Source organism: Hyalangium sp., assembly GCF_035629615.1.
Classification (GTDB): domain Bacteria; phylum Myxococcota; class Myxococcia; order Myxococcales; family Myxococcaceae; genus Hyalangium.
The window spans coordinates 1-13,202 of record NZ_DASPHO010000769.1; the positions used below are offsets into that span (position 1 = coordinate 1).

Here is a 13,202-nt window from a genome sequence, read left to right on the forward strand (position 1 = left end):
GGTACCGTGCTCCGCAGCGAGAGGCTAGCGGGCGGCCTTGTGCTGCTCGCGCATGGCGAGCTTGATGGCCGGCTTCACGTAGACGATGGCGTCGTTGTGGCCGGGGACAGCGCCCTTCACCAGCAGCAGCCCCTTCTCCACGTCCACGTCCACGATCGTCAGGTTCTGCGTGGTCACCTGCTCCACGCCGTAGTGACCGGGCATCTTCTTGTTCGGGTACGTACGGCCAGGCGTCTTACGCTGACCGATGGCGCCCGGGTGACGCTGATACTCGTGCGTACCGTGCGTCTTCGTCTGCGAGCCCTTGAAGCTCCACCGGCGCATGACGCCCTGGAAGCCACGGCCCTTCGTGATGCCCGTGACGTCCACCAGCTGCCCCTTGGTGAACAGGTCCGCCTTCACCGGCTCGCCCACGTTGAACTTCGCGGCGTCCTCCGGCGTCACCCGAAACTCCTTCAGGTGACGGCGCAGCGCAGTGTTGTTCTTCTTGAAGAACCCCTTCTGCGCCTGGGTCAGCGACTTCTCGCGGATCTCCCCGTACCCCAGCGTCACCGCCGAGTACTGATCCTTCTCGGGTGTCCGCTTGCCCACCACCTGGCACGTGTTCACGTCGATCACGGTGACCGGGACGAGGTTGCCCTCGTCGTTGAACACCTGGGTCATACCAATCTTTTTGCCAATGAGACCCTTCACGTCATCCTCACTGCGAGCGCGCGTGGCGCAGAAAAACTCAATGAAATCCGCTGCCTAGCCCTTCCGGGCGGCAGGAAGCGGCGCAATCTAGCAGACACGCCCCTCGCGTCAAGCACCGATAGCGGATCGTCCCCTCACTGGGCGCGATCGAGTCTCGGGTAGAACGGCGCGAGCTGCGCATCCGAGATGCGCTGCTTGTAGACATCCTCGCCGAGCAGGAACAACGCCTGGTCCAGGTAGTCTTCCGCAGCCTGGATTTCCTGCTCCTTCTGGCTGATGGCCCCGTCGATCTCCGCCATCCGCTCGTCGAAGGTGCCCTTGCGCTCCTCCCACTCGTCCAGGATCTCCAGCATGCGCTTGTGCGCCAGGATGCCAGGCGCGCCGGGCTGGCCGGGCAGCGGGGTGAGGGCCTGTGCCAGATCATCCTGCACCTGCTCGATGTCGCGCTGCAGCCGCATCATCTTGAGCCGGTTCTTCTTCAGGTTCTCGCGCGCGGTGGCGACCTCCATGGGATCCTTGCGCGTCATCTCCATGTCGTGGATCTTCGCCTCGAGCTTCTTCAGACCATCCAGGCCGTAGCGCAGCTCGGCGCGCTTGGAGGAGAGCGACTTGCGCATCTCCTTCACCTTGCCCTCGATGGCGTCCACGGCCTTCTTGAACTTCTTGATCGTGATCGTGAGGTTGGCCTTCTCCTTCTCCTGCTGGAAGAGGAACTCCTGCCAGGCCGCGTCCTCCTCATTCATCTCCTGCTCGAGCCCCGCCAGCTCGTCCCGCCGCGCCACCAGCGCCTCCTCGGCGCGGAAGACGCGGTCCATGGTGCGCGGGCAGCTCGGCTTGCCGGGCAGCCGGTCCCGCGCCAGGTCGCCGAGCTGGAAGATGAGATCGTTGTAGCTCTCTGCCTTCGCCATGAGGCGCATTCTTACGCCCAAGGCCTACGGCCTGTCAGCAGCGGCGCGCCACAGAGGCTCCAGGAATCAGCTTAGGAGTCGGCGGGCGCGGCGGCGGCGGAGTCCTCAAGCGCCATGGCCGGAAACACACCCTCGGCCAGGGTGAGCAGCTCCCGGGACCGATCCTGCTCCTCAGTGCGATTGAGCTCGCACACCCAGGCAGAGGACAGATCCGCGTGCTGGCGCGCCATCTCCGCGGTGGACTCGTAGCGGGTGGCAGCGGTCCGGGCGAACACTCCTTCCCTGCGCAGCTCCAGGGCCAGATCCGAGCCCACGTCCACCTCTTCGGGAGGCACGGGCAGCGGCCCGCGTCCGAGCGCAGCCAGACGGGCCAGCAGCCGGGAAGCGTGGGCCCGGCAGAACGCCGCCAGTACCATCAGGCGCGCTCGCGCTCGCGGATCTCCGACGCGCTCGGCCAGCGCTGTCATGCGCCTCGCCGAGACGACTTCGGCCTCCCATGCAGCCGCCAGCGCGGCCGCCAAGCGAGTATGCCTCGCTCCCATCTGCGTCCCCCTTCTCCCTACCATTCGACCTTCCGCGGCAAGTTAGGGACGGGATCGCGGGGATTCAACCGAGGCGCTCAACGAACCACCACGTGCCGGCGCAGAGGATGACGCTCGAGAGCGCCCGGACCGTCCACAGGTGGACCTTGGGCCGGCGCTGGATCAGCCGCATGAGGGGGAGCAAGGCGATGACGATGAGGGCCTGCCCCAGCTCCACTCCCAGGTTGAAGCCGAGCAGGCCGGACGCCACCTGCTCCCCCAGTCCGTAGGCGCTCAGCACGCTGGCGAAGCCGAAGCCATGCACCAGCCCGAAGAGGAAGGTGAGCAGGGCCCGGTAGTGGTGCTCGCGCAGCAGCAGGTTCTCCGCCGCCACATAGATGATGGAGAGGGCGATGGCCGCCTCCACCCAGCGCGTGCGCTCCTCATCCAGCAGGATGAAGCCCAGCGCCGTGGCTCCCAGCGTGAGCGAGTGCGCCACGGTGAAGGCCGTCACCATCCCCAACACCCGCCTGAGGTTGCCCCCCACCAGCAGCAGCCCGAGCAGGAACGCCAGGTGATCCAGCCCCTCGAAGATGTGCTTCATCCCGAGCTGGATCCAGCCGCCGAGGCCTGGGGCGAAGGTGCTCGAGGAGGCGGGGCCCCGCTCGGGAATCTCCAGGCTCTGCCGGCGAGAGTCCGCGAAGAGCTGGCCGCCCTCGCCGCCATACGCGCCCAGCACCACCCGGTAGTTGTCCGGCAGGAGGGAGAGCACCGTGTACGTCTGCTTCAGCGGACCGGGAGGGCAGCTGAACATCGCGGTCAGCTCCACGTAGGTCTCGCTCACCCGGGCGGCGTCCTCCTCGCGCGTGCAGGGCACCCCACCGGCGGTGAGCGGCAGCGCCTCCCAGAGCCCCACCTCCAGCGCGGAGCGGCGTGCGTCCAGATCCGCCTGAGAGACGGCCCCATCCCCATCCGCGTCCGCGGGCAGCAGCAGGCTCAGCGTGCTCGCCGTCAGCGTCAGCCGCACCCGCACCTCGGGGCCCCCGGCCTGGGTGCGCCGGACCTGCGTATAGATGATGTCCGCGTCGTGCGCGCGGGCCACTCCCGCCCCCAGCAGCAGGGCAAGCGGCGCCGCGAGTCGTGCCATCCGCATGTGCCGGACAGCCTGCTCCGAGCGCGAGGGCGGCGTCTACTCCTGGATGAACTCCAGCTGGACCTGCTGCCGGCCGCTCAGGCCCCCGTGGTGCGCGCCGCAGCGGGGGCAGTAGAACGGGCCGTCCCAGTCCCACAGCGCCTTCACCTCGTCCGCGCAGCACACCAGGTGGATGGGGCGCAGATCCTCCGGCTCGTCCGGCATCGTGTCCGGCAAGGCCTCTGGCGCCACCGCTACAAAAGTCGGCCGCGGGTTCTGCGCCAGCGTGCGCGACACGTGGGCCAGCTGCTCGTAGCGGACATGGTTGGCCAGGGCCCGCGCGAGTGACTCCAGGTACGCCACGTGATCGCGGACCAGGAACTCGTCCGCCTCGGCCCGGTGCCCGCAGTAGAAGCAGGTCCACGTGGGCACAGGCTCATAGGCCTCGTGCGGATTCTCGAAGGGGAACAGCACCAACAGCCGGCGCTGGAGGATCCGCGCATCAAAGCGGCTTGGGCGCGTCTTGAAGATGCGCTGGCAGCTCGGGCACTGCCGGCGCACGAAGCCGGCGGCATCCCGAGGCAGCGCGATCTCCAGCCCCAGCGGCCCGCTCATGCCACCAACCGCCGCCCACGCTGGGCCACCGCGAGGATCAGCGTCACCATCGCGAAGACCAGCAGCAGGTGAACCCAGTAACCCTCGGTAGAGCCGCTGATCATTCCCAGCGCCCACAACACGAAGAGGATGATGCTCATCGTCCAGAACACGCCGCCGCCCTCCTGGCCACAACACCCGTAGGATGCGGGCCAAGCTAGGGAGCCCCTCAGGCCGCGGCAAGTCCTCGCGAGCGCCGTGCCAGTGCTTTCGACAGCCTCGCGGAGGGTAAAGCACTTCCACACCCGGGCATTTCTACCGCCCTGCCCTGCCCCACCGTCGCCCCACCCCCTGCCTCACTTCCCCAGGATCTTAATGACATAGGCACCGCGCCCCACGGATGGCACGCCGGGTGCTTCACAGAGCCGCAGGTGTGGCAGGGGCAGGACGCTGATCGGTGCGTGGGGGAGGTAGGACATGAGGCGTGGGATGGTGGCGGTGGCGGCGGCGGCGATGCTGGCAGGGGCGGTGGCAGTCCCCGGCTTCCCGGTGCAGCTTCCGGACGGTTCGGTGGTGGAGACGCCTGAGGTGGCGGAGCTGCGCCTGAAGCTGGCCGAGCAGGAGGCGGCGCTCCAGGAGGCTCAGGCGCGCCTGCAGGACTACGAGGACGAGGCGCACTACCAGGAGGCGGTGCGGCTGGGCGTGGCGGACGCGGTGAAGGCCTCGGGGCTGCCCGTCCGGCAGCAGCGGCGCGTCGCGGTCGCGATCGTCCGCGAGGCCCATCGCAACAACGTGGACCCGATGCTGGTGATCGCGCTCATCCGCTGCGAGAGCTCGTTCAACAACTACGCGGTGTCCCACGTGGGCGCCATGGGGCTCATGCAGGTGATGCCGGACACCGGCTCGTACCTGGCGGACAAGGCCGGCTTCCGGCTGGGGCGCTCCACCAACCTCTTCGATGCGGAGACCAACATCGAGCTGGGCACCTGGTACCTGGCCAACCTCATCGAGCGCTTCGGCTCGGTCGATCACGCGCTGGTCGCCTACAACGCGGGGCCGGGCCTGGCCAAGAAGATCCTCGCCAAGCGCGAGTCCCGGAAGAAGTTCATGGCCGGCTACCCCGCCAAGGTGGTGAAGGAGTTCCGCAAGCTGAAGGCTCAGCAGGAGCGCCAGCTCACCCTGCGTGCTCAGCAGCAGACGGAAGGCAGCAAGAGCTGACAGCTGCGCAACACCCCTTCCGCACGCTGCAGGACAGTCAGGGCACTTTTTTCAGGAGGGGGGCTGCAAAATCTGCCGTTCTGCGCGAATTCTTCCCGCCGTGCTGGGCCACCCCTCGGATTTTCCAAGGGTTTTTGGAACGCGGGTTGGCCCGAAAAATGCTTCGGACACGCTGTCCGTGCCGTCCTGAGACGGCTCGGGGAGCGACACTGACTTCAGGGAGAACACGATCATGGCGGGGCTGCAGATCCACCAGGAGGAGCTCGCGGGGCGCATCACCCTTCGGCTCGAGGGGACGCTGGACTGGCGCACGGCGGCGCAGCTGCGTCACTCGCTGGAGGCCCTGGGTTCGCGCGAGGTGGTGCTGGACTTCGCCCACCTGAGCGAGTTCAAGGACACGGCGGTAGGGGTGCTGACGAAGGGGCTCCCCGCGGCCCACAAGGTGCAGTTCCGCGGGCTGGCCGTGCACCATGAGCGGATGTTCCGTTATTTCGGGGTGAGCACGGGTACGGCGCCTCTCGCGTACTACACCCCCGAAGAGATCCTCGCCTGAAGTTCGCTCGCCTGGGAGGCGAGCAAGTCCCTCCCAGGGAAGGCCTCGGGTAGACTGCGCGGCAGATGAACCAACCTGCCCGCGCCCTCGTCTCTGCACCCACTGCCGCCTCCGCGCGCCCGGTCATGGAGCGGATCGCCGCTCACCTCTCGAGCGTGGTGCAAGGCAAGGAGGCTCAAGCCCGCCTCACCGTCACCAGCATGATCGCCGGGGGCCACCTGCTCCTGGAGGACGTGCCGGGTGTCGGCAAGACGACACTGGCCGAGGCGCTGGCGCGCTCCTGCGGGCTGAGCTTCTCGCGCATCCAGTTCACCGCCGATCTGATGCCCGCGGACATCCTCGGGGCACAGGTGTTCCACGCGGCCAGCGCCACGTTCACCTTCCGCCAGGGCCCGATCTTCCGGCAGCTCGTGCTGGCCGACGAGCTCAACCGCGCCCCGCCGCGCACCCAGTCCGCGCTGCTCGAGGGCATGGCCCAGGGCCAGGTGTCGCTGGATGGGAACACCTATCCGCTGCCCTCGCCCTTCACGGTGGTGGCCACGCAGAACCCGCTGGATCTCACCGGCACCTACCCGCTGCCGGACTCTCAGCTGGATCGCTTCCTCATGCGGCTGTCGCTGGGGCACCCGGCGCCCGAGGTGGAGGCGCGCCTGCTCATCACGCGCGGGCGGACGCCGCCGGTGGAGGCGCTGGAGCCGGTGACGGGGCCCGAGGAGCTGCTGGGCCTGCGCGCGGTCGCCTCGGAGCTGCGCATGGACGAGGCCGTGGCGGAGTACATCGTGCGGCTGGCGAAGGCGACGCGGGAGCACGGAGACATCGAGCGTGGCGCCTCCACGCGCGCGGTGCTGGCGGTAGGCTCGGCGGCCCGGGCTCACGCCCTGTGGGAGGGGCGTGACTTCGTGACGCCCGGGGACGCTCGGGCGGTGCTGGTGCCGTGCCTGGCGCACCGGCTCCTGCTGCGCAGCAACGTGCAGGGCGCGGCGGCCCGCGAGGAGGCCTCTCACCTGGTCGAGGAGATCTCCCGGAAGGTGGCGGCGCCGCGGTGAAGGCCGGGCTGCAGGCTCTCTGGGCGCGGCTGCGCGTCCTGCTGCGCCCCCCGCGCACCCTGAAGGTGACGCGCATGGGGCGCACCTACCTCGTGGTGACGTTCGGCGTGGGCCTGGGCGCGCTGAACACGGGCAACAACCTGCTCTACCTGATGCTGGGCCTGCTTCTGGCCATGGTGGTGGTGTCCGGCGTGCTCTCCGAGCGCTGCCTGCGCCACCTGAGCATCCGCCGCCTGGGGACGGAGACGGCCTTCGCCGGCGAGCCGTTCGCGTTCCGCTGGGCCATCACCCGCCGCCAGGGCAACGCCTTCGCCCTCACGCTCTCCGAGCTGGACTCCCCGCTCATGGGAGAGGGATGCGTGGGCTACCTCCGCACGGGGGTGGAGCATGTCGTCCGCGCGGATCTCACCGCTCCCCACCGGGGGCCCCTGCTGCTGAGCGGCGTGCGGATCACCACCACCTGGCCGCTGGGCCTCTTCGCCAAGACGCGCGTCTTCGATCTGGACGGCACCTTGCTGGTGTACCCGCGGCGCGGCTACGCGTGCCAGCTGCCAGGGCAGGCGCTGCAGGGCTCCTTCGGGGACGCGAGCACCCCTCGCCGCAACGATGGCACCGGCGACATCGCCGGCCTGCGCGAGCTCGGCCCCACCGAGGACGCCCGCCGCGTGCACTGGCGCAAGAGCGCCGCCATGGGGAAGCTGATCAAGGTGGAGCGCGAGCGCGAGGAGCGCCGCACCTATGTCCTCACCGTGGAGCCCAGCCTCACGGGCGACGCGCTGGAGCGGCGCTGCGAGGAGGTAGCGGCCCTCAGCCACGAGCTGCTCGAGGCAGGCAACGAGGTGGGCCTGGAGACGTCGGGCGAGCGCCTGCGCCCCGCGGCGGGCAGTGTCCAGGAGCGGCGAATCCTCCGCGCCCTGGCCTGGGTGGGGTTCGAGGAGCTGCGTGAGCCGGAGGAGGAGGCGGCGGCATGAGCGCTCCCTCCCAGCTGCGGCTGCGGCTGCGCGATCTGGGCGCCGGGGCGGCGTTCGGCTCCATGGCCGTGTCCTGGCAGCTGCCCGTGTGGACGGTCGGCCTCTTCGCCGTGGCGCTGGTGTGCGCCTTGGCCGGCCGGCGCCTGTTCGCGAAGCGCGTGAAGGCCACCTCGGTGCTGCTGCTGGGGGTGGCCGGCGTGCTGGGCCTCTCCGTGTATGTGGGGCAGCTCGATCTCGTGGTGGCCGCATGCTCCTTCGCGGGTCTGATCACCGCCCACCGGATGCTGTCCACGCCGGACGTGCGCACGGATGGGCAGGTGCAGCTGACCGGGCTGCTCATGGTGGCCGGCGGCGCGGCGCTCTCCGGTGAGCTGACGTTCGCCGTGTTCCTGGTGGCCTTCGGCATCTTCTCCAGCCTCTCCATGGGACTGGCCGTGGTGGAGGCCGCTGTCCCCGAGGGTGAGCCCCTGCCCGTTCGCGCAGTGGTGCGCCCGCTCTCCGTGGGCCTGCTCTTCGCGGTGGTGGGCGCGGCCGCCTTCTTCATCCTGTTTCCCCGCCTCAACTGGAGCATGGCGGGGAGACGGACCGGCCCCGGCCTGGGCGCCACCACGGGCCTGGCGGACACGGTGCGCCTGGGCGGCGCGGGGACCCTCAAGAGCAACCCCCGCGTGGTGCTGCGCGCCCACCTCACACCCGACCCCGGCATGGAGCAGCTCGGCGCGTACTGGGTGGCCCGCACCTACGACACCTTCGACGGGCAGGAGTGGACGAGCGTCGGCAAGCCCAAGCGTCCGCACGTGCGGGTGACGCTGCGGCCCGGCGGTGAGCGCTCCGTCCACCAGCGGATCGAGCTGCTGCCCGCGTACGGCGCTCGCACGCTGGTGGCGCTCGAGACCCCCACGCGCCTGGGCAACGCGCGGGCTCACCAGGCCAGCCGCACCCTCCCCGCCACCCTGCTGGAGATCGGCGGTGGCGAGGTGCGCTTCATGGAGGGCGGCATCGCCTACTCCTACGAGGCCACCAGCCTGCCTCCGGAAGAGAAGGCCTCCACCCAGCTCACCGAGGCCGAGCACGGCCAGCTCCTGGCGCTGCCGGACCGGCTAGATCCACGCGTGGCGGAGCTGGCCCGCCGGGTGCTCGGCGGGGAGGGTGAGCCGCTGGCCGCCGCGTACAAGCTGTCCGCCTGGCTGCAGCGCGAGTACGCGTACACGCTGGAGCTGGGCGGCGACGTGGAGGATCCGCTCGCGGACTTCCTCTTCGAGCGCAAGGCCGGCCACTGCGAGCACTTCGCCACCGCGCTCACGATCATGCTGCGCACCCAGGGCTTCTCCGCGCGGCTGTCCTCGGGCTTCTTCGGCGGCGAGCGCTCCAACGAGGACTACATCCTCCGCGCGGGGGATGCCCACGCCTGGACGCACGTGCTGGTGCCTGAGCGCGGCTTCGTCACCGTGGATGCGACGCCCCCCGGCAACCGGGCCAGCCAGTCCATTGCCGCGCTCCAGTTCCTCACCGGGCTGTACGAGGCCATCGAGGGGCGCTGGCGCACCGCCGTCATCGACTACTCGCTCCGGGATCAGCTGGAAGCGGCCCAGAGCCTCATCCGCCCGCCGCGCGATCCCAGCCGCTCGTCGGCCCGCCTGCCCCCGGCGCGCACCTGGGGCCTGGCGCTGCTGGTGGCCCTGCTCACCTACGGCACCTGGCGCATCCTCTCCGCGCGAGTCTCCACGCCCCGCCTTCACGCGGCCACCCACTTCGTGGACACCGTGGAGCGCCTGCTGCGGGAGGCAGGCCTGCGCCCGCGCGAGGGCGAGACGCTGGAGGAGCTCACCGCGCGCCTCGTCCGCGAGCAGCACTCCCTGGCAGAGCCACTGGCGCCCCTCACCCGGCGCTACCTGGAGGCTCGCTTCGGCCAGCGCCCGCTCGCACCCGGAGAGGCAGAGCGCCTGCTCGAGCCCCTGCGCCGCTACCTGGAGGCTCGCCGCGCTGCCTCCTCGGAAGCCGGGCCCCGTCGCCAGGCCTCCTGAGCCCCTCCGCTCTCTCGCCGAGGGATCGGGCCTGACTGCCCTCCAGACGACACCGACTCCACCCCGTTAGGGGTTGGGAAGGAAGGAGCAGAGGTTTCCAGCAACGGTCTGTAACGCTTTCACCCCTGGATCCCCCCCATGGCGGGGGGATTCGCGTCAAACCCTCGAAGTCCCAGGGATTTTTCTGTCAACGGGGCTGGCACTGCGGTTGCTCCTGGCATGGAGCGTGCGGTCGTCAAGCGTCCCCACCCACTCTACGGGCCTAGCGAGGCCCCCCGTCGGGAGAACTCAACCATGCAGAACACCCACGAGCAGTCGTCCAACTCCGGATCTCTGGCGATGTACCTCTCGGAGATCAACCACTACTCCCTGCTCACCGTGGAGGAGGAGCAGGCGCTGGCTCGGAAGTTCATCAAGGGTGACCTGGCCTCGGGCCACCGGCTCGTCACCAGCAACCTGCGCTTCGTGGTGAAGGTGGCCTACGAGTACCGCTCCTACGGTATCAAGATGAGCGACCTCATCCAGGAGGGCAACATCGGCCTGATGAAGGCGGTGCAGAAGTTCGATCCGGACAAGGGCATCCGGCTGATCTCCTATGCGGTGTGGTGGATTCGCGCCTACATCCAGAACTACATCCTCAAGTCCTGGTCACTGGTGAAGCTCGGCACGACGCAGGCCCAGCGCAAGCTGTTCTTCAGCCTGGCCCGGACGCGCCGCGAGCTGGAGAAGTTCGGCACCGCGGATGGCGAGGTGGTGAACGTGGATGACATCGCCCGCAAGCTGCACGTGAAGCCGGGCGAGGTGCGCGAGATGGAGCAGCGCATGGGTGGCCGCGATCTGTCCCTGGACGCGCCCATGGGCGAGGACGGCGGCAACAGCCACGTGGACTTCGTGGTGAGCGCCAGCGCGCCGCAGGACGACGAGTTCGCGGACAAGGAGGAGGCGGGGTTGATCAACGCCCGCGTCCGCACGGCGCTGATGCGGCTGGATCCGCGCGAGCGCTTCATCATCGAGCAGCGGGTGATGAACGAGCGGCCGATGACGCTCAAGGAGCTGGGCGAGCACTTCGGCTTCTCGCGCGAGCGCGCCCGCCAGCTGGAGATCCGCGCCAAGGACAAGCTCAAGTCGGAGCTGGCCGCGCTGATGGCCGAGGTGGACCCGGACGCCACCATGGTGGCCCAGTAGCCGCTCGGCGCAGCCCTGGCCCTCTCTGGCGCCCCTGCCCTCGCTGGCGGGGGCGCTGCCGTTTGCGGGCTCCTGCCCTCCTGGCTCGCCTGCCTCTGAGAGAGTACACTCGGGATCCCCCTCACCTCTCTGCCCGTACAGCCCCCCAGAACGCATGGCCTCGCCCCAGACAACCAACGAGACACCCGCGGAGCCTTCCACGGATCCAGTGGTACGCGAGAAGGTGGACCTGGCGCGAAACTTCACCTTCCAGCTGCTCAAGGGCATCAAGCAGATTGGGATGTACCGCCACAACGAGGCGAAGTTCCCCGAGTTCCTGAACCCAGCGCTGAGCGCCCTCAACGAGTACACGGAGAAGCACGGTCCGCTGTCGTTGAAGGTGGAGCAGCAGAACTTCGTGCTGCACGGCGAGTCGCTGTTCGCCGAGGCCACGCCGCTGCCCTACAAGTTCTTCCGGGATGGCATCCGCCAGCTGATCTTCCGTCCGGGGATCCTGCCGCCGGAGATGGTCACCTTCACCATGATCGCGCTCTCGGAGCCGGAGCGTGGCGCGGATGATGTGCTCGCCCAGCTGTGGAAGGCGCAGATGGAGCACGTCGAGTACGTGGTGGTGGAGGGCTTCACCATGGAGGGGGCCTCCGAGGAGGAGGTCTCGGTGGAGGTGGACAAGGTGGTGAGCTACCTCTACGCCCGCCTGCAGACGAACTCGGAGGACTACCTGCGCTTCGCGCGCGTGTCCGCGGAGGATCTGGACGCGCAGCTGGAGGGCGTGGAGCAGATCCGCGGCGTGGTGGTGCAGGGCACGTACGCCACGGACGCGCTGAAGGCCCGGCTGCAGAAGGAGATCGAGGAGGAGGAGAGCTCGCGCCTCTTCCCCAAGCTGGTGAGCGCCATCTTCCAGGTAGTGGAAGGCGGCGTGGATGACGTGTCGCTGCTGGAGGAGATCTTCGTCCAGCTGCTGGACGCCATGCTCATCCAGGATGACTACGGCACCATCAACCAGATGGTGCTCAAGCTGCGCGCCCTCTCTCAGCGCGAGGACTTCGACAACGGCCAGCTCCAGCGGCTGTTGACGTACTTCATCCAGAAGATGGCGGACGAGCAGCGCCTGGGCCGGCTGGGCGAGTCGCTCAAGCACACCCGGCCGAAGAACCCGGTGGACATCACCCGCTACCTGCAGGTGCTGGACGAGCACGCCGTCATTCCGCTGCTCACGGTGCTGGAGACGATCGAAGTGCCGGAGAACCGGATCCTCCTGTGCGACGTGCTGGCGAGCTTCGCCAAGGAGCGCCCGGATCCCTTCCTGCTGCGGCTGCAGGCGGACCGGCCGCAGAGCATCCGGGACATGGTCTACATCCTGGAGAAGTGCCAGCACCCGGAGCGGATCAAGATGTTTGGCCAGGTGCTCAAGGGGAAGAACCTGGTGGTGAAGCTGGAGGTGATGAACATCATCACCGCGGGCCACTCCGCCGAGGGGCGCAGGCTGATCGCGGACATGCTCCAGGATCCCGTCTCCCAGGTGCGGATGCAGGCGGCCAAGCTGCTGCCGGAGTTCGACCAGGAGCGCGCGTACGTGGATCTGCTGCGGGTGGTGAGGGACTCCAACTTCGAGAAGCGGACGCCGGACGAGCGCACCGCCTTCTACGCGGCGCTGGGCTCCACGGGAGTGCCCAACGCCTTCACGCTGCTGTCGCAGATGCTGGCGGTGAAGCCCTCGCTGCTGAACAGGAAGAAGGTGCTGGACGACAAGCTGCTCGCCGTCCAGGGGCTGGCGGGCGCGTGCAACATCCACTCCTACAAAGTGCTGCAGGGCGTGGTGGAGGACAAGTCGCAGCCGGTGGAGGTGCTCACCGCGGCGCGCAAGGCGATGTACCAGACGCGGAAGGCGCTGTTCGGGGACGCGCCGCTCTCAGAGGAGGCATGAGGCCATGGCCGAGAACCTGAAGATCACCCAGGCCCAGGGCGAGAGCACCGGCGAGTATGGCCGTGCGCACTCGGACAAGCTGCAGACGCTGGCGCGCGGACTGGTGTCGGGGCTCTACATGCTGGTGCGGTCCGTGAAGATGTATGACCCGGACAACGCCGTCTTCCAGAAGCCGCTGACCCAGCTCCAGGACATCATCAACCAGATCGTCTCCAAGGAGGGGAAGGTGGATCTGGTGGGCGTCAAGGACTCCTTCTACCTGAACAGCATGCTGGTGAAGGTGGACCTGAACGCGATCGAGAACCAGCGCTATCTGCTGTCGGAGATGCGGGCCAAGGACGTGGGCGGCTTCTCGGTGAGCAAGCCCATCACCCTGCCGGAGCTGAAGAACTTCGTGTGGATCTTCAGCAAGGAGCAGACGGAGGAGGCGGGC

13 protein-coding genes and 1 pseudogene are annotated in these 13,202 nt (G+C 68.7%); 8 read left to right on the forward strand and 6 right to left on the reverse strand.

What is annotated here, in order from left to right:
- Positions 1–24 precede the first annotated feature (24 nt).
- The 6 genes from rplC to VD972_RS38435 form a co-directional block, all read right to left on the reverse strand.
- Positions 25–663 (reverse strand): 50S ribosomal protein L3, encoded by a 639-nt coding sequence (rplC, locus tag VD972_RS38410; RefSeq protein WP_349256561.1) that lies wholly within the window; start codon positions 661–663, stop codon positions 25–27.
- A gap of 164 nt (positions 664–827) precedes the next feature.
- Positions 828–1,601 (reverse strand): hypothetical protein, encoded by a 774-nt coding sequence (locus tag VD972_RS38415; protein ID WP_324993800.1) that lies wholly within the window; start codon positions 1,599–1,601, stop codon positions 828–830.
- A 71-nt stretch (positions 1,602–1,672) separates the two neighbouring features.
- Positions 1,673–2,122, reverse strand: a complete 450-nt coding sequence (locus VD972_RS38420) for a hypothetical protein (protein ID WP_324993801.1) — start codon at positions 2,120–2,122, stop codon at positions 1,673–1,675.
- A gap of 85 nt (positions 2,123–2,207) precedes the next feature.
- A complete protein-coding gene (locus VD972_RS38425; RefSeq protein ID WP_324993802.1) occupies positions 2,208–3,275 on the reverse strand; it encodes a HupE/UreJ family protein in 1,068 nt (355 codons plus the stop codon).
- A gap of 36 nt (positions 3,276–3,311) precedes the next feature.
- Positions 3,312–3,869: a hypothetical protein gene (locus VD972_RS38430; RefSeq protein WP_324993803.1), complete on the reverse strand. Its 558-nt coding sequence runs from the start codon at positions 3,867–3,869 to the stop codon at positions 3,312–3,314.
- Positions 3,866–4,021 (reverse strand): lmo0937 family membrane protein, encoded by a 156-nt coding sequence (locus tag VD972_RS38435; protein ID WP_324993804.1) that lies wholly within the window; start codon positions 4,019–4,021, stop codon positions 3,866–3,868. Before VD972_RS38435 ends, VD972_RS38430 begins: the two co-directional genes overlap by 4 nt.
- A 304-nt stretch (positions 4,022–4,325) precedes the next feature.
- Between VD972_RS38435 and VD972_RS38440 the strand changes: the two genes are divergently transcribed.
- The 8 genes and pseudogenes from VD972_RS38440 to VD972_RS38475 all read left to right on the forward strand — a co-directional run.
- On the forward strand, positions 4,326–5,066 hold the full coding sequence (locus tag VD972_RS38440) for a lytic transglycosylase domain-containing protein (protein WP_324993805.1): 741 nt from the start codon (positions 4,326–4,328) through the stop codon (positions 5,064–5,066).
- Positions 5,067–5,298: 232 nt separating this feature from the next.
- Complete coding sequence (locus VD972_RS38445; protein ID WP_324993806.1) at positions 5,299–5,619, forward strand: STAS domain-containing protein; 321 nt, start codon at positions 5,299–5,301, stop codon at positions 5,617–5,619.
- Positions 5,620–5,684: 65 nt separating this feature from the next.
- On the forward strand, positions 5,685–6,665 hold the full coding sequence (locus tag VD972_RS38450; protein WP_324993807.1) for an AAA family ATPase: 981 nt from the start codon (positions 5,685–5,687) through the stop codon (positions 6,663–6,665).
- A complete protein-coding gene (locus tag VD972_RS38455; RefSeq protein ID WP_324993808.1) occupies positions 6,662–7,636 on the forward strand; it encodes a DUF58 domain-containing protein in 975 nt (324 codons plus the stop codon). Before VD972_RS38450 ends, VD972_RS38455 begins: the two co-directional genes overlap by 4 nt.
- Positions 7,633–9,660 (forward strand): DUF3488 and transglutaminase-like domain-containing protein, encoded by a 2,028-nt coding sequence (locus VD972_RS38460; protein ID WP_324993809.1) that lies wholly within the window; start codon positions 7,633–7,635, stop codon positions 9,658–9,660. Before VD972_RS38455 ends, VD972_RS38460 begins: the two co-directional genes overlap by 4 nt.
- 294 nt (positions 9,661–9,954) lie before the next feature.
- Positions 9,955–10,845: an RNA polymerase factor sigma-32 gene (locus VD972_RS38465; protein WP_324993810.1), complete on the forward strand. Its 891-nt coding sequence runs from the start codon at positions 9,955–9,957 to the stop codon at positions 10,843–10,845.
- A 154-nt stretch (positions 10,846–10,999) separates the two neighbouring features.
- Positions 11,000–12,769: a HEAT repeat domain-containing protein gene (locus tag VD972_RS38470; RefSeq protein WP_324993811.1), complete on the forward strand. Its 1,770-nt coding sequence runs from the start codon at positions 11,000–11,002 to the stop codon at positions 12,767–12,769.
- Between the two features lie 4 nt (positions 12,770–12,773).
- Positions 12,774–13,202 (forward strand): annotated as a pseudogene (locus VD972_RS38475) (hypothetical protein); the annotation flags it as partial.